Below are 17269 nucleotides of genomic sequence, written 5' to 3'. Positions count from 1 at the left end.
ACACCTCAACAAAAGAACAACGCAGAGGCTTGATGCAATGAAGAAGATGGTACTTGCGCCCTTGGCGCTAGGCGTGATGTTAGGAATGGGTTTTGCCACTCAGGCACAGGCTGCTATTGAAGAAGGCAAGCTGGTGATCTGGATTGGTGGTGACAAGGGTTATGACGGCCTGGCCAAAGTGGGTGAGAAGTTCACCGCAGAAACCGGTATCCCTGTGCAAGTTGAGCACCCCGACAAGGTCACCGATAAGTTCCAGCAGGCCGCCGCCACTGGCAATGGTCCTGACATCTTTATCTGGGCCCATGACCGTTTTGGTGAGTGGGTGGCCAGTGGTCTGATCTCCCCGGTTGAACCCAGTGCTGAGGTAAAAAGTGCCGTCGCCGACTTTACTTGGGATGCGGTGAGTATCAACGGTAAAACCTATGGTTATCCGATCGCAGTGGAGGCGGTGGGTCTGATTTATAACAAAGACCTGATCAGCACTCCGCCCAGTTCGTTTGAAGATATTTTTGCCCTCGACCAAACCCTGAAAGCCCAGGGCAAGAGTGCCATCCTGTGGGATTACAACAATACCTACTTCAGCTGGGGCCTGCTCTCTGCCAATGGTGGCTATGCTTTCAAGCAAACCGATAGCGGCTATGACGTGAAAGATACCGGCGTCGCCAATGAAGGTGCGTTGCAGGGAGCACAGATGCTGTCGCGCTTGATTGAAGAGGGGGTGATGCCCAAGGGCGCTGATTATGGCGTGATGGATGCGGCGATCAATAAGGGTGAGGTGGCAATGGTGATCAACGGCCCCTGGGCCTGGAGTAACCTGAAGAAGAGCGGCATTAACTTCGGTGTCGCGCCGATCCCCTCTATTAATGGCAAGCCAGGACAGGCCTTTACCGGGGTACTGGCAGCGGCGTTAAACGCGTCCAGTCCTAACAAAGACTTGGCAGTGGAGTTTATCGAAAAGTACATGTTGACCCTGGATGGTTTGAAAACCATTAACGACAACGTTCCCCTGGGGGCGGTGGCGCATAAAGAATTCATGCAGGAGTTAGCCGCAGACGCCAATATTGCCGCCACCTTTGCCAATGCTGAGGCCGGGCAGTTAATGCCGAACGTTCCTGAAATGGGCGCGTTCTGGGCAGCCATGGAGCCGGCCTTGAAAAACCTGACCAGTGGCCGTCAGTCAGTGGAAGATGCGCTGCAGGATGCCGCGAAGCGGATTGCCCGCTAATGCTGGTGGGGGAGCCCCGGGCTCCCCTTGTTGTTTGCCTTCACCTGATTAGCTGCCATGATTGCGACCCTGAATCCCTTTTCCTTACTGCCGGCCCGCTTACAAGCGCCTGCCCGTTCAGTGACCAAAATGCTCAGCCTGGCGCTGGTTAACCTATTTGCCCTCTATCTGGTGGTGGCGCTGTATGCCCAGCAGCAGTTGGCCTTTGCCGTGCTGGTGTTGGTAGTGGTAGGTGGAGCAACCTGGGTGTTTGTGCATCCAAAGCTCTATGCACACCGCTATGTCTTTCCGGCGATTGCCGGGATGTTGGTGTTTATTATCTTCCCGCTGCTGTACACCATCGGTATCGGCTTTACCAACTACAGTGCCAGTAACCTGCTGGATCTGGAGCGCGTACAAAAATATCACCTGAGCCAAACTTACACCCAGGGCGCCAGTCTGGGCTTTGAACTCTATCAGCAGGGTGAGCACTATCAGCTGGTACTGAGCGATGTGGATGGCCAGCGTTATCAAAGCCCGACCTTTAAGCTGCCGTTGGAAACAGAGGCCCCCCTCACTTTGCAGCTACAGCAAAGCAGCCTGCAACCCCAGGCTCCTCTGGCGATCCGCGATATCATCGCCCGTAAAAAAGAACTCCAGAGTCTGCGATTGCAGTTGGCTGAGCGTCAGCTGCAGATGAATGGCCTGCGCAGTTTTGCCGAGGTCTCAGCGCTTTATACCCTGCTGGAGGATGGTCGTCTGCAAAATCAGCAGACCGGTGAGGTACTCAGCCCTAACTTCGAGTTGGGTTTTTACCAGAAGGCAGATGGCAGCACGGTGGCGCCGGGCTTTGCCGTCAATGTGGGCTGGCGTAACTTTGTCAAAGTGGTGACGGATACCAGTATTCGCGAGCCTTTTTTGCAGATTTTTGTCTGGACCCTGATGTTCTCCACCCTGACGGTACTCTTCACCTTGGCGGTGGGGCTGACCCTGGCCAGTTTGATGCAGTGGGAGCTGATCCGTGGCAAAGGCTTCTATCGGGTGATGTTGATTCTGCCCTATGCCGTACCTGCTTTTATTTCCATTCTGGTATTCAAGGGCTTGTTCAATCAGAACTTTGGCGAGATCAACATGCTGCTATCGGGGTTGTTTGGCCTGCGCCCTGACTGGTTTAGTGACCCGACCCTGGCCCGTAGCATGATTATCATCGTCAACACCTGGCTCGGTTATCCCTACATGATGCTGTTGTGCATGGGGCTGTTGCAGGCGATCCCACAGGATTTGTATGAAGCCTCGGCGATGGATGGCGCCGGCCCGCTGGATAATCTGTTCAAGATTACCCTGCCGTTGATTATCAAACCGCTGACGCCGTTGCTGATCGCCAGCTTTGCCTACAACTTCAATAACTTTGTCTTGATTGCCCTGCTGACCGAAGGCAGTCCCGACATTATCGGCGCGACCACCCCCGCCGGCATGACGGATTTGCTGGTGAGTTACACCTATCGCATTGCCTTCCAGGATTCCGGCCAGGACTTTGGCTTAGCGGCGGCGATTTCCACCCTGATTTTCCTGTTAGTGGGCGCCTTGGCGCTGCTTAATCTGAAAATCAGCAAAGTCCAAGTTTAACCAGGGAGTCTCAATAAGATGGCAATGGTACAACCCCGCTCTGTGAAGTATCGGGTCTGGCTATCCCACCTGGGCCTGCTCGGGTTTATCGCCTTGATTCTGTTTCCGTTGTTGATGGTGATTTCCATCTCCTTTCGCACCGGTAACTTCGCCACCGGCAGCCTGCTGCCGGAGAATCCATCCTTGGAGCACTGGGCGTTGGCGCTGGGCTTTCCCTATACCTATGCCGATGGCAGCGTAGCCCAGCCACCTTTTCCAGTGCTGTTATGGTTGTGGAACTCGGTGAAGGTCGCCTTTATCTCCTCGGTCTTTATTCTGCTGCTCTCCACCACGGCGGCCTATGCGTTTGCCCGCATGCGTTTTGCCCGTAAAAGCCTGCTGCTTAATGGCATGCTGATCTTTCAGATGTTTCCGCCGGTGTTGTCGCTGGTGGCGATCTATGCCCTGTTTGATCAGCTGGGGCAGTATGTCAGCTGGTTGGGGGTGAATACCCATGGTGCTCTGGTGTTGGCCTCTCTGGGGGGAGTAGCCCTGCATATCTGGACCATCAAGGGGTACTTTGAAAGCATCGATGGTTCGTTGGAGGAGGCGGCGATTGTCGATGGCGCCACCACCTGGCAGGCTTTCCTCTACATACTGCTACCCCTGTCGGTGCCGATTCTGGCGGTGGTCTTTATCCTGGCCTTTATCGGTACCATCACCGAGTACCCGATCGCATCGGTGCTGCTCCACGATGTCGACAAGCTCACCCTGGCGGTGGGAGCCAAGCAATATCTCTATAAACAGAATTATCTCTGGGGCGACTTTGCCGCGGCGGCGGTGCTCTCTGGTTTGCCGATTACGTTGATATTCCTCTACTGCCAGAAGTGGATAGTCAGTGGTTTGACCGCTGGTGGTGTCAAAGGCTAACGGAGTTCCCCCTATGTCATCCGCTCAATTCGGCTTGCTGCCCAGGCAGCAGGTCAGGGCTTCCCTCGCCGCCAAAATCTGGGGCCTGAGCCTGGTCTTTGTCTTGTTGATCCTGCTGCTGTTGCTGAGCCAGGGCGGGTTGCAGCACAGCATTGGCGCCGCAGCCCAGAGTCAGGAGCGCCAGGTCATGCTGCAGCAGCAGGCGCTAGGTGAGCAGACCCAGGCGTTGCAACGCCAGCAGCAATTGCAGGGGCAGTTAGCCTTGGTGCAGTCACTGCAAACCCGTTTGTCCACCATGTTGGCACTGCATCTGGATGCCGGCCTGACCAGCTTGCTGGAGTCGGAAGAGGCGGGTAATGCGCAGCTCGCTGCCTTGCAACAGGAGTGGCAACAGGCCCTGTTGCAGCCTGAATTGGCGGCTGATCTGCAGACGCTGGCGCAGCCCTTGAGTCAGTATCAGCAGATGATGCCTAAGGCGCTGGAGTTCTCCCGCAAGGGCTCTTCTCTGGGGGCCTCCCTGTTGACCGGGGCGAGGGAGCAGGCGCAGTTGATGCAGCAACAACTGCTCAGCCTGCGTGAGCGCCTTGGGCAAGAGGCGGAACAGGCGCGCCAGCGCCTCGACCAACGTTTGCAGCAGGCCCTGCAGGCCAGTGAGCAGGTGGCTCAGCTGAGTTTGCAGGTGCGCACTCTGCTGCAGCAAGGATTGGGCTGGCTCGTGGCAGCGGGAGTGATCGCTCTGGTTCTGGCACTCGCCTTGGGAGCCTTGCTGAATCGGATGGTGATGCAGCCGCTGCGAGCCTTCGCTGCGGTGTTACAGCGCAGTAGTGCCGAGCAACACCTGGGCCTGCGCATGCCGGTATCGCGGCGGGATGAGCTGGGGCAAATGGCGGGGGCGTTTAATCAAATGCAGGACAGCTTTGCCAGCATCATTGAGACCTTGCAGCGGCTGGCCGAGGAGCTGGGTGAGGGCGCCCGTCACAGTGTGGCGGCGGGGGAGCGGATAGGTCAGCTGGTTCAGGCCCAGGATGCTGAAGTCGAGCAGGTCGCCAGCGCCAGTGGTCAACTCAGTGCTACCTCCCAGGTGATCGCCGATCAGGGCCAGCATTGCCTGGCGAGTGCCGAGCAGGCCAGCAGCGCGACTGAGCAGGGGGCGGCGATTATTCGTGCCAGTGTGGAAGCGATGCTCAATATGGCGGCCCAGGTGGATGCCGCCAGCGAAGTGATGCAGCGCCTGGCGCAGCGCTCCCAGTCGATCGGTTCGGTGCTGGATGTGATTCGCGGTATTTCCGAGCAAACCAACCTGTTGGCCCTCAATGCGGCGATTGAAGCCGCCAGAGCCGGTGAGCAGGGGCGTGGCTTTGCCGTGGTGGCTGATGAGGTGCGTGGCCTGGCTCAGCGTACGGGAGGCTCCACCGAGGAAATCCAGCAGATGGTGCAGAGTCTGCAACAGGATGCCCAAGCAGCGGCCGAAGCCATTAATAGCAGTCGCAAGTTGGCGTTACAGGGGCGAACTCAGGCGGAACAGGCCAGCGAGGCGTTGGCTCATATCAGTGCCGCGGTAGCCCGCATTAGTGAAGGCAACCAGGCCATTGCCCAGGGCTCCCGCGAGCAACAACAGGCTGCTAATAACATTGACCACAGTATCCACAACCTGAGCGAGCGCATCGGCGGAATCCGTCAGCAGGCGCAAAGTTACCTAAGCGAAGGCCAACAGTTGGCCCAACGAGTGGAGTTACTCCGTGAACAAGCCAGGCGCTTCCGTTTGGCCTAGGCAGACGGAAGCCGTCTCGCCCAGCGCCAGTTTTATTGGTCAGGCACTGCAGGCCCAGGCCCGTGGTAGTTACCCGGCGGACAGGGCTATACTCAGGACCTCCCCTGGGGATAACTGGAGTGAAAGGGTGCCTGAAGCGTTACTCATCCCGGCTAAAATTCAGCTGCCGGAACTGCACAATGACTGGTTATGGCGGACCCGCTTTGATGACATCCTGCAAGCGGAGTTGGGGCATCACGCCCTGATTCTGGTGCGGGCGCCGGCGGGTTCGGGTAAAACCACCCTGTTGGCGGGCTGGGCTGACCAACAGGATCACCCAGTCGCTTGGTATAGCCTGGACCAGAGCGATAATGACGCTGAGCGCTTTGGTCTTTACTTACTTTCCAGTCTGCACCAGGCCTGTGGTCAGGGTTTGCCGGTTACCCTGGAGCTGGCACACCAGCGTCGTTTTGCCAGCCTGGAGGAACTTTTTACCCATGCCTTCAATGAGCTGGCAGGTTTACGTAATCCGGTTCTGTTGGTGTTGGATGACTACCATCTGATTCAGGCAGAGGCGATTCATCAGAGCATTCGCTTCCTGCTTAAGCATCGTCCCCCGGCCTTAACCTTGGCGATAGCTAGCCGTACCTTGCCGCCGATCGGCATTGCTCAACTGCGGGTGCATGGTCAGCTGTTGGAGATTGATGCGACCACCCTGGCTTTTAGCAATGAGGAGGCGCAGGAGTTTTTCCAACAGCGTCTGCCCTATGAGTTGAGCCGTGAGCAGATTCAGCGTCTAAACCGTCGGGTTGAGGGCTGGCCGGCGGCACTGCAATTGGCAGTGCAGAGCGCTCCCACTAAAGCGGGCTTCGATGCCTTTTCCGAGCAGTTAAGCCTGGGCAATAGCTATATCCGTGACTTTCTTGAGGAAGAAGCCTTTGCCGGCCTGGGGGAGGAGCTACGGGACTTCCTACTCTGCACCGGTTTGCTGGATCGTTTTAATGCCAGCATGGTGAGTCAGGTCAGTGAAGGACGTTTTGGCCAGAGTCAGCTGGAACAGGTGGAGCGCCTGGGGCTGTTTATTCGTCCTTTAGATAATGCACGGCAGTGGTACCGCTACCAGCAGATCTTTGCCAACTTTCTCCAGCATCAGTTGCATCACCTGGGGGGAGAGCGTCTGCGCTGGTTGCATCAACGGGCGGCGGATGCCTGGTTGGTACAGGGGGTGCCAGAGGAGGCAGCCCGCCATGCGGTAGCGGCCCAGGACTCCGAGCGGATTTTGCAGCTGCTGTTGAGCTGGGGGCGGCACTTTTATCGTCAGGCGGAGTTTAAAGTGCTGCAGGGCTGCCTTGATGCCCTGGCGCCGGAGCAGATCGCTGCCACCCCTATTTTGACGTTATTGCAGGCCTGGAGCCTGCAGGCCCAGTATCACTTCGATGATGTGGAGGTACTCCTCAAACGTGGCGAGCAGAGCTTGAAGCAGCGCTGTTCGCCTGAGGAGTGGGAGAGTATCGAGGCCGAATTCAGTGCGGTGCGGGCCCAGGTGGCGATGAATCAGGGCCACACCGAACAAGCCATCAAACTCGCTACCCGCGCCCTGGCACAACAACCAGAGCATATGCGTTCTTCACGTACGGCGGCCTGTTCAGTGCTGGGGGAAGCGGCCTTTGTCCGTGGTGAGCTGGAGGAAGCACGTCAGCGTATGGAGGAAGCCGAGCAGCTGGCCCGCAGCCAGGATGCTCACCAGATTGTGCTCTGGACCCTGGCTCAGCAATCTGAAATTCAGATCGCCAAAGGCTTCCTGCAAAAAGCCTATAACCTGCAGGAAAAAGCACTGAGCTATGCTCAGGAACATCAGGTTCAGCGCTTACCGATCCTGGAGTTTATTTATCGCATTCGTGCCCAGGTATTGTGGGAATGGCAAAACCTGGATACCGCCGAGCAGGCCACCCTGCGGGCGATGGAGATTATGGAAGGGCGTGAGGAACACTGGTTTCTGCAAAACTATGCCCTCTTGGGCAAGATTGCCCAGAGCCGTGGCAAGCAGGCGATCTGTGCCGACTATGTGGAGAAAATCCAGCGTATGCTGGCCAGCGGTGAGTATCACAGTGACTGGACTGCCAATGCCCATGCCACCCTGCTGAGTTACTGGGAAGCGGTGCAGGATCAGGATGCTATCTCCCATTGGTTAACCCTGGCGCCGCCTTTGGCGGAGGAGGCGGTCAATCACTTTACCCAGTGTAATGCCCGCAATCGGGTAAGGGCTTGTTTAAGCCTGGGACGATTGAGCGAAGCCCAGCAGCTATTGGAGCAGATTCAGGCCCAAGCTGAGCAAAAGGGGCTGCTGATGGATCAAAATCGCAATCTGATTTACCAGGCCCAGTGTGCCTGGCAGCAGGATCGCCGTGAAGCGGCCTTGGCCTACCTGGCCGAAGCCTTGCAGTTAGCCTCACAAACCGGTGCCCTCGGCAGCTTCCTGCGGATGGGTAAACCCTTGATTATGCTGCTCAAAGCCTTGCTGCAGCAGGGCAACCTGGATGAGCTGGCGCGCCACCGTGCCGAGCGTTTGGTGCAGCAGGCTCAGCAGCAGCGGGACTTTAGTCGGGCGATTCGAATTAATCTGGATGAGGCGGTGATTCAGGACATTATCAACCGTCCGGACGTACCGGAGCTGATTCGCACCTCACCCTTAACCCGGCGGGAATGGCAGGTGTTGAGTCTGATCCACACCGGGCTCAGTAACGAGCAAATTGCCGACCATCTCAAGGTGGCTGCCACCACTATCAAAACGCATATTCGCAGTCTGTATCAGAAGCTTAATATCACTCAGCGCAGCGAGGCGATTGCCCTGGCGCGCGATCTGCTCAGTAAAATTCAGGGGGAGTAGGGGCTGCTACGCCCCTCTACGCCCCCCGTGCCCTCCACCCCCCTACGCCCAAACCTGCTTTGGCTCGGGAGGATGTGAGGCGCCTCGTACTGGCTCATGATGACGCCACACAAGCATGATAACTGGGTTCTATTATGGATAAGGCTAACCTTGACTGGTGGCGTGGTGGGGTGATCTACCAGATCTATCCACGCTCTTTTATGGACGCAAACAACGACGGTGTGGGGGATTTGCCCGGTATTACCGCTAAGCTCGATTACATCGCCGGGCTGAACGTGGATGCCATCTGGATCTCGCCGATCTTTACCTCGCCCATGCGCGATTTTGGCTATGACGTTTCCAATTACAAGGATATTGACCCCCTGTTCGGCACCCTGGCGGATTTCGATAACCTGGTGCAACAGGCCCATCAGCGTGGCCTGAAGGTGGTGATTGATCAGGTGTTGAGTCACACCTCAGATCAGCATCCCTGGTTTGAGCAAAGCCGTAGCAGTCGTGATAACCCCAAGGCGGACTGGTATGTGTGGGCCGATCCTCAGGCCGATGGCACGCCACCGAATAACTGGTTGTCAGTGTTTGGCGGCTCGGCCTGGAGCTGGGATAGCCGTCGCAAGCAGTATTACCTGCATAACTTTCTCTCCAGTCAGCCGGATTTGAACTTCCATAACCCGCAGGTGGTGGAGGCGATGCTGGATGTGATGCGCTTCTGGCTGGAGCGAGGGGTGGATGGTTTCCGTTTGGATACCGCTAACTTCTTCTTCCACGACAAGTTGTTGCGTTCGAATCCGGCCAATGAGGAGATCCGCAGTGGTGCCATCGGTGTGCGCCCTGATAATCCTTATGGTTATCAACGCCATCTTTATGACAAGACACAGCCGGAGAACATCGGCTTCCTGCAGCAAGTGCGGGCACTGATGGATGAGTTCCCCGGTAGTACCACGGTGGGAGAGATTGGTTGTGACTTCTCCCTGCGCACCATGGCGGAGTACACCTCTGGGGGCGATAAGCTGCATATGGCTTATTCCTTTGATTTCCTTACCGAGCAATGCAGTCCGGCCTTTATTCGCCATACCATCGAAACCATTGAAGCGGGGTTGGGGGATGGTTGGCCCTGCTGGTCAAGCGGTAACCACGATGTGGTACGGGTGATGAGCCGCTGGGGACTGAACTCGGCGAATCCCGCTCAAGCCAAACTCTTTATGCAGTTATTACTTACCCTGCGCGGCAGTGTTTGTCTGTATCAGGGAGAGGAGTTGGCGTTGCCGGAAGCCGAGTTGAGCTTTGATCAGCTGGTGGATCCCTACGGCATTCGTTTCTGGCCGGAATTTAAAGGGCGGGATGGTTGCCGCACACCAATGCCTTGGCAGGCTAATCAACCCCATGCCGGCTTTTCCCAGGCAGAGCCCTGGTTGCCAGTGGTGAGTTCACATCTGGAGTTGGCGGTGGATCAGCAGGATCAGGTGGCGGATTCGGTGTTAAATGCCTACCGCGATTTTCTGGCCTGGCGGCGTCAACAGCCCGCCCTGATTCAGGGTGGTATTCAGTTCCTGGCGGCTCCCGAGGGCTGCTTGCTGTATCAGCGCGCAGGGGCTGGCCAGCGCTTGCTGGTGGCGTTGAACTTTACCGAGCAGGAACAGACTTGGGCGTTAACCCAAGCAGTGAGCAACCTCTCTGATTTGCCGGCCTGTGTGACGGGCAAATTGCAGGGACAGCAGCTTAACCTGCCTGCATTTGGGGTGGCCATTGTTAGCCTGGCCGAATAACACGCCTTAGCCTGGCGCCAAGATAAGAAGTGAGAACAAGATGGCGAGTGTAAGACTGAAGAATATCTGCAAGAGCTACAACGGGATCCCTATCTCTAAGGACATTAATCTGGAGATTGAGCAGGGTGAGTTTGTGGTCTTTGTTGGGCCTTCTGGCTGTGGCAAATCCACCCTGCTTCGGGTGATTGCCGGACTGGAAGATATCACCTCCGGCGATCTTTATATCGGCAGCGAACGGGTGAACGATAAGCCGCCAATGGAGCGCTCGGTGGGGATGGTGTTTCAGTCTTACGCGCTTTATCCGCACCTGAGCGTGGCGGAGAACATGGCTTTTGGTTTGAAGCTGGCCAAGGTCAAGCAGGCGGAGATTGACCAACGGGTGCAACAGGCGGCGGAGATTCTGCAACTGACCCACTTGCTGGCCCGAAAACCCAAGGACTTATCCGGTGGTCAACGGCAGCGGGTGGCCATTGGTCGCACCATGGTGCGGGAACCCCAGGTATTTCTGTTTGATGAGCCGCTGTCTAACCTGGATGCGGCCCTGCGGGTACAGATGCGGATCGAGATTGCCAAGCTGCATAAGCGACTGCAGGCCACCATGATCTATGTCACCCATGATCAGGTGGAAGCGATGACCATGGCGGATAAGATCGTGGTGCTGGATAGTGGACGTATTGCCCAGGTGGGCAAGCCGCTGGAGCTGTATCACTATCCCGCCAATCGTTTTGTTGCCGGCTTTATTGGCTCGCCGATGATGAACTTTATCCAGGTGCAGGTGGAGAAGATTGATGCTGGTGGTGTGCAGGTGCGCCTGCCGGATGGACAGATTCTGCCGTTAGCAGTGGATGGCAGCCACTTAAGTCAAGGTGGGGCTGCGCTACTGGGCTTGCGCCCCGAGCACTTTGTTAGCCTGGAGGCTTCGGAGTACAGCCTGTCGGGGCAGGTTAATGTGGTGGAGCGCTTAGGTGATCAGACCCTGATTTATCTGGATGCTCCCGGCTGTGAGGCCGGTTTGACCGTGCGCCGTTCGGGAAATGCGAGTGTGCAGGAAGGGGAGAGCTACCGTATCGGTATTGATCTCCAGCATGCCCATCTCTTTCTACCCGATGGGGCTGTGTGTGAGCCGCTGCTGCGTAAGCATCCCTGCTGATAGTTGCAGGTGCTGGGATTTGTCGTTGCAATGAACTCTGTTGATCAGGGTGCCATGTTGAGCCCGACCTCTTGAGGTCGGGCTTTTTTGTGGCGTTTTTTATGGTTTGTGACGGTTAAGTGCGCGGGCGGCGAGGCCAGCGACTCAGCAGCAATAACAGGGTGGCAAGGGCCCAGATTGGCCAGTCGCCCCAGCGAATGTAGGGGGTTAACCCCGCCCGGGGCTCAATCACCGCATCAAGAATGCCGGGACTGAAGGGCGCGAGCTGGGCGCCGATTTGACCCTGGTGATCAATCACCGCGGTGAGGCCGTCGTTAGTGGCGCGAATCAGCGGACGGCCACTTTCCAGGGCGCGCATACGGGCAATCTGCAAATGTTGATAGCGGGCTAAGGAGTCGCCGAACCAGGTGTCATTGCTCACGGTCAGCAACAGGTCCGCGCTGAGGGCGCTCTGACGCATCAGACGCGGGTAGGCCACTTCATAGCAGATACTGGCGCCAATCTGATAGCCCATTGCTTCTAGCGGTGGCTGCTGAGGGGCTCCGGCACTGAAGGCGGACATCGGTAAGTCAAAGAAGGCAATCACCCCACGCAACCATTGTTCCAGCGGCACGTACTCGCCAAAGGGTACCAGGTGGCGCTTATGGTACAGCCCTAAGCCTTCGCCCAGCACTACCAGACTGTTATGGAAACGCCGTTCGCCTTCTGTTTCGCTGCGGGTGGGGACTCCCGTAATCAGCGCACTATGGCGCTGATAGAGCTGGCCGGCAAAAGGTTCCAGGCGTGGATAAATACTGTTGAGCAGGGCAGGTACCGCGGTCTCCGGCCAGACCACCAAGCGCGGCTGTTGCCAGTTCTGCCGGGTCAGCTGTTCATAGTGCTCCAGGGTGGGCAGTAACTGTTCTTCATTCCATTTGATCTGTTGATCGACGTTGCCCTGTACCAGACGCACCGGTAAAGGATGCTTGCTGCTGGGGCTGGTCCAGCTGACTTGTTGCAGGGCCAGGCCCGAGAGTGCCAGGGGGAGTAGCCACAATAAGGAGCTGAGTTGCTGCCGGGGGGCACGCGCCCAGTAATACAGTGTCACCGCCGCCAGGCTGGTAATCAGGCCCAGGCCATAGATGCCCACCACCGGAGCCCAGCCCTGCCACCAGGTATCCAGTAGGGCATAGCCACTGAGCAACCAGGGAAAGCCGCCAAACAGATAAGAGCGTAAGACTTCCTGACCGACCCAGATGGCAGGAAAGCTCAAATACAGCAGGCGTTGGCCGCGTAAGCGATGGAATAGCCAGGTGGAGAGGGTAAAAAACAAGGCCATTGCCATTGAGAATAATGCTGTGAGCAGGGTGGCCAGGGCAGGGGGAGTGCCGCCATAGCGGGTCATGCTGATCCAGACCCAGGAGGTACCAAAGCCAAACACCCCGAGGCCAAATAACCAGCCGCGCAGAGCACTATGGCGAGGGCTGGGGCTGGCCACCAGGGCGGCTAGCAGTAACATGGGGCTAATAAAGGCCAGAGGCCAGAGGCTAAAGGGAGCAAAAGCCAGGGGGTAAATGAGGCCCGCTAACAGACAGAGAAGGGCGCCCTGAGGGCCTTGCAGGCGCTGGTGCAGGGTCGGATGCATAGGGTTATCCATACCGGGTGAATGCCTGAACGGAACCTTCCGGTCACCGTACCCGGGCTACATGGAGCCCGGGCGCTTCACACCTTAAGGCTTGGGAGGGGACACTTGCAAGAGGCGGATACGGCGATTGTCCGCGCTCAGTACCTTAAAGGTGAAATCCTCGATGGTGACGGTCTCATCCCGTTGTGGCATGCGGCCAAAGGTTTGGGTGACCAGACCACCGATAGTGTCGTATTCATCATCGGCAAACTCGACCTTGAAGAATTCATTGAAGTCTTCAATGGGGGTCAGGGCGCGGACGATAAACTGGGCGTTACCGATCGACTTGATGTGCGCTTCTTCTGGATCTTCCGCATCATGCTCGTCTTCGATGTCACCAACGATTTGCTCTAGCACATCTTCAATGGTGATAAGACCGGCGGTGCTGCCGTACTCATCCACGACCATTGCCATGTGATGGCGGCTATCTTGAAACTCTTTGAGTAGCACATTCAGACGCTTGCTTTCCGGTACCACCGTCACGGGGCGCAGGATAGACTCAAGGTTGAGATTATCCAGGCCGCCATCCAGCAGGCACTTGAGCAGGTCTTTGGCTAGTAGGATGCCGCGCAGATCATTGAGGTTTTCGCCAATGACCGGGTAACGGGAGTGGGCGGTTTCAATGATACGTGGCAGGAATTGCTGCCAAGATTCGTCAATATTCACGACGGTGATCTTGGAGCGTGGAATCATAATTTCCCTCACTTGCATGTCACCCACTCGCATGGCGCCTTCAATAATCTGCAGGGCGTCATGGTCAATCAGTTGTGCTCGGGTGGCATTGCGGAGGATTTCGAGCAGTTCGCTTCTGTCCCGGGGATCGTCATCACTAAAGGCTTGCGCCAGACGTTCCAACCAGGACTTACTACTCCCCGATCGGTCTTCTTGCATATAGAGTCTCGCTACTCGTCCAAAGCATAGGGATCTGGGATATCCAACTGAGCCAGGATGGCTCGTTCCAGTCCCTCCATCTGTTCTGCTTCTTGCTCGTCAATATGATCGTAGCCTAGCAGATGCAGGAGGCCATGAATCACCATGTGCGCCCAGTGGTGAGCGAGGGGCTTGCCCTGCTCGGCGGCTTCGGCAGCCACCACTTCGGCACAGATGACCAAGTCTCCAAGTAAAGATAACTCAACCCCAGGTGGGGCTTCAAATGGGAAAGACAAGACGTTAGTCGGCTTGTCTTTCCCGCGATAATCGCGGTTTAGTGCTTGGCTTTCTTCCACCTCTACCAGACGAATAGTCAGCTCGGCTTCATCCAGGCGCTCCGCCAGCACCTGCTCACACCAACGCTCAAAGTCAGCCTGTGTGGGGAGGTTGTCCGCTTCGCAGGCCAGTTGCAGGTCAAGGAAGAGTTCCATTATTGACCACCATTATTGGCTTGCTCGAAGCGGTCATAGGCCTCGACAATGCGCTGTACCAAGGGGTGACGCACCACATCCTTGGATTTGAAGTGGGTAATCGAGATGCCTTTGACCCCATCCAGCACATCCAACACATGGCGTAGGCCCGAGGGAGTGCCTTTGGGCAGGTCGACCTGGGTGATGTCACCGGTGATCACCGCGGTGGAGCCAAAACCGATACGGGTCAGGAACATCTTCATCTGCTCGCGGGTGGTATTTTGGCTTTCATCAAGGATGACAAAGGAGTGGTTGAGGGTACGGCCACGCATATAGGCTAGGGGGGCGACCTCAATCACATTGCGCTCAATCAGTTTGGCAACCTTTTCAAAGCCCAGCATTTCATAGAGGGCATCATAGAGCGGACGCAGATAAGGATCGATCTTCTGGGCCAGATCTCCCGGCAGGAAGCCGAGCTTTTCCCCTGCTTCCACCGCTGGGCGTACCAGCAGGATACGACTGATTTCTTCCCGCTCCAGGGCATCCACGGCACAGGCTACCGCCAGATAGGTTTTACCAGTACCGGCTGGACCAATGCCAAAGTTGATGTCGTGGCTGCGAATCGCTTTGACATAGCCTTTTTGATTTTCGCCACGGGGTTTGATCAACGCCTTGCGGGTGCGGATCACCACCTCTTCATGCTCACCATCCGGCATGACTTTGTCTGACAGCACCTGGGCTTCAATGCCGGTTTCCTGCAGATAGAGATGCACTAGATCAGCGGTGATCTGGGTGCCGTTGGCTGCTTCCCGATAGAGCTGGCGGAGCATGTGCTCGGCAGCAACCAGGCTGGCCGGTTCGCCACCCGAGAGTTGGAAATGAAAGGCGCGATTATGAATGGTCAGATTCAGGCGGCGCTCAATCAGACGCAAGTGTTCGTCAAACTGACCACAGAGATTGGCCAGGTATTCCGCCTGCTCTGGCTCCAGGTGCAGGCTGGTGGTGGCGTGGAGTTCACTAGTCAACGATGGGATTCCTTGTGCCTAAAGCGAGTACGGTCTGGGTAGAAAGGAGACCCAGACCGTGAATGGCGTTAGTGGCGTACATCCAGCTCGGAGCTGATCAGCTCGCCAAGCAAGGAGTTGGCGTAGGCTGAGACAATACGTACTTCGGCAAATTTGCCGATCAGGTCAGGGTTGTCACAGCGGAAGTTAACCACGCGGTTATTCTCGGTGCGCCCCTGCAGTTGACCGGGATCCTTTTTGCTGTAGCCGCTAACCAGAATACGCTGGGTGCTATCCACCATGCGACGGCTGATCTGCATCGCCTGTTGGGTAATACGACTCTGCAGAATGTTCAGGCGCTGCTTTTTCACTTCTTCGGGGACATCATCCGGGTAATCCGATGCTGGTGTGCCAGGGCGGCGACTATAGACGAAGCTGAAGGAAGCATCGAAGCCGATCTCCTGGATCAGGTTCATCGTGGCTTCAAAGTCTGCTTCGGTTTCGCCGGGGAAGCCGATGATAAAGTCAGAAGAAATGGAAATATCGGGGCGGACTTTACGCAGGCGACGAATCTTGGATTTGTACTCAAGGGCGGTATGGCCGCGCTTCATCAGCGCCAGAATACGGTCGGAACCACTTTGAACCGGCAGGTGCAGATGACTGACCAACTCCGGAATCTCGGCATAGGCCTCAATCAAGCTGTCGGAGAACTCAACCGGATGAGAGGTGGTGTAGCGAATCCGGTCGATGCCCTCAATGGCCGCCACATAGTGCAGCAGCTCTGCCAGATCGGCAGTGTCGCCATCGGCGGTTTGGCCGCGATAGGCGTTGACATTCTGGCCTAGCAGGTTGACTTCACGTACCCCTTGTTCGGCCAGGTGAATAATTTCACTGAGCACATCCTCTACCGGGCGGCTGACTTCTTCACCACGGGTATAGGGTACGACGCAGAAGGTGCAGTATTTGCTGCAGCCTTCCATGATCGATACAAAGGCTTCCGCACCCTCTACCCGCGGGGCAGGAAGGCGGTCAAACTTTTCGATCTCAGGGAAGCTGATATCTACCTGGGCTTCTTGGTATTTGAGGCTGGCATCAACCATCTCGGGTAAACGGTGCAGAGTCTGGGGGCCAAACACCAGGTTAACGTAGGGCGCGCGCTGACGGATGGCGTCCCCTTCCTGGCTGGCGACACACCCCCCCACACCGATTAATAGCTCTGGATTCTTCTCCTTGAGTTTTCTCCAGCGCCCCAGCTGATGGAACACCTTGTCTTGCGCTTTCTCACGGATCGAGCAGGTGTTGAGCAGCAGTAGGTCTGCTTCCTCGGGGTTATCAGTGACTTCCATATGATGACTTTCCCGCAGCAGGTCTAGCATGCGTGAAGAGTCATATTCATTCATCTGACAACCGTGGGTCTGAATAAAAACCTTCTTGGACATGAACTCTCTGACACCCCATGGGGCTGGCTAAATACTAAGCCGGCCATTATAGCCATCCTGGTGGGCAAAAAATAGCACGCTGACCGCTTGCAGGCCGGGGCGTATAATGCGCGCCTAAGCAGTAGTAGGCTGCAAACCCAGGTTGGTGAAGTAAGAAAGGCTATGAGTAAAAAAGCGGTATATCGGGTGATTTTCCATAACCAGGATAAGGTTTATGAACTCTTTGCTCGTTCGGTGGGGCAGAGTGACCTTTGGGGATTCCTGGAGGTGGAGGAATTTGTCTTTGGTGAGCGCAGCCAAGTATTGGTTGATCCGGCGGAAGAGAAACTCAAGGCGGAGTTTGCTGAGGTGAAGCGTAGCTATATCCCACTGCATGCGGTGATTCGTATTGATGAAGTAGCGCAGCTGGGGGTGAGCAAGATTCGTGATGGGGAGTCAAAGGTGACGCCTTTCCCGGGGATGCCTTTCCCAGCTAAGGATAAGTAGTCTTTGCGCTGTAGGATAAGCGGACAGGGAGGTCTGCAGATGAAAAGG

At 56.5% G+C, this 17269-nt stretch carries 13 protein-coding genes; 8 read left to right on the top strand and 5 right to left on the bottom strand.

Annotated elements, in window-relative coordinates:
* Positions 1-37 precede the first annotated feature (37 nt).
* The 7 genes from malE to malK all read left to right on the top strand — a co-directional run bounded on the left by malE (position 38) and on the right by malK (position 11289).
* On the top strand, positions 38-1225 hold the full coding sequence (malE, locus tag Q334_RS0104510) for a maltose/maltodextrin ABC transporter substrate-binding protein MalE (RefSeq protein WP_027312160.1): 1188 nt from the start codon (positions 38-40) through the stop codon (positions 1223-1225).
* Positions 1226-1282: 57 nt separating this feature from the next.
* Positions 1283-2830 carry a maltose ABC transporter permease MalF gene (gene malF, locus Q334_RS0104505; protein ID WP_081414339.1) on the top strand — a complete coding sequence of 516 codons (1548 nt, stop codon included), beginning with the start codon at positions 1283-1285 and terminating at the stop codon, positions 2828-2830.
* A gap of 18 nt (positions 2831-2848) precedes the next feature.
* Entirely contained in the window at positions 2849-3739 is an 891-nt protein-coding gene (malG, locus tag Q334_RS0104500) for a maltose ABC transporter permease MalG (RefSeq protein WP_027312158.1), read from the top strand.
* 13 nt (positions 3740-3752) lie between these two features.
* A complete protein-coding gene (locus Q334_RS18005) occupies positions 3753-5510 on the top strand; it encodes a methyl-accepting chemotaxis protein (protein WP_035460789.1) in 1758 nt (585 codons plus the stop codon).
* A complete protein-coding gene (gene malT, locus Q334_RS0104490; RefSeq protein ID WP_245593659.1) occupies positions 5479-8376 on the top strand; it encodes an HTH-type transcriptional regulator MalT in 2898 nt (965 codons plus the stop codon). The genes Q334_RS18005 and malT overlap by 32 nt, the downstream gene beginning before the upstream one ends.
* Before the next feature lie 134 nt (positions 8377-8510).
* Positions 8511-10139, top strand: a complete 1629-nt coding sequence (locus Q334_RS0104485; RefSeq protein ID WP_027312156.1) for an alpha-glucosidase — start codon at positions 8511-8513, stop codon at positions 10137-10139.
* A 40-nt stretch (positions 10140-10179) separates the two neighbouring features.
* Entirely contained in the window at positions 10180-11289 is a 1110-nt protein-coding gene (gene malK, locus Q334_RS0104480) for a maltose/maltodextrin ABC transporter ATP-binding protein MalK (RefSeq protein ID WP_027312155.1), read from the top strand.
* A 115-nt stretch (positions 11290-11404) separates the two neighbouring features.
* Here the strand turns inward: malK and lnt are convergent, their stop codons facing one another.
* The 5 genes from lnt to miaB form a co-directional block, all read right to left on the bottom strand.
* The gene (gene lnt, locus Q334_RS0104475; RefSeq protein WP_051527520.1) at positions 11405-12913 is read right to left on the bottom strand and encodes an apolipoprotein N-acyltransferase; all 1509 of its coding nucleotides are present in this window, start codon (positions 12911-12913) and stop codon (positions 11405-11407) included.
* A gap of 84 nt (positions 12914-12997) precedes the next feature.
* Positions 12998-13843, bottom strand: a complete 846-nt coding sequence (locus tag Q334_RS0104470; protein ID WP_027312153.1) for an HlyC/CorC family transporter — start codon at positions 13841-13843, stop codon at positions 12998-13000.
* Positions 13844-13854: 11 nt separating this feature from the next.
* Positions 13855-14313, bottom strand: a complete 459-nt coding sequence (gene ybeY, locus Q334_RS0104465; protein ID WP_027312152.1) for an rRNA maturation RNase YbeY — start codon at positions 14311-14313, stop codon at positions 13855-13857.
* Positions 14313-15317 (bottom strand): PhoH family protein, encoded by a 1005-nt coding sequence (locus tag Q334_RS0104460; RefSeq protein ID WP_051527519.1) that lies wholly within the window; start codon positions 15315-15317, stop codon positions 14313-14315. The genes ybeY and Q334_RS0104460 overlap by 1 nt, the downstream gene beginning before the upstream one ends.
* Before the next feature lie 68 nt (positions 15318-15385).
* Positions 15386-16735, bottom strand: a complete 1350-nt coding sequence (gene miaB / locus Q334_RS0104455) for a tRNA (N6-isopentenyl adenosine(37)-C2)-methylthiotransferase MiaB (RefSeq protein WP_027312150.1) — start codon at positions 16733-16735, stop codon at positions 15386-15388.
* A 162-nt stretch (positions 16736-16897) separates the two neighbouring features.
* Here miaB and Q334_RS0104450 point away from each other — a divergent pair, with 162 nt between their 5' ends.
* Positions 16898-17221 carry a DUF1820 family protein gene (locus Q334_RS0104450; protein ID WP_027312149.1) on the top strand — a complete coding sequence of 108 codons (324 nt, stop codon included), beginning with the start codon at positions 16898-16900 and terminating at the stop codon, positions 17219-17221.
* Positions 17222-17269 lie beyond the last annotated feature (48 nt).

This window comes from Balneatrix alpica DSM 16621 (assembly GCF_000619885.1).
GTDB lineage: Bacteria > Pseudomonadota > Gammaproteobacteria > Pseudomonadales > Balneatricaceae > Balneatrix > Balneatrix alpica.
Note: the sequence above shows the minus strand (reverse complement) of the source record. Positions and strands in the feature narration are given on the sequence as shown.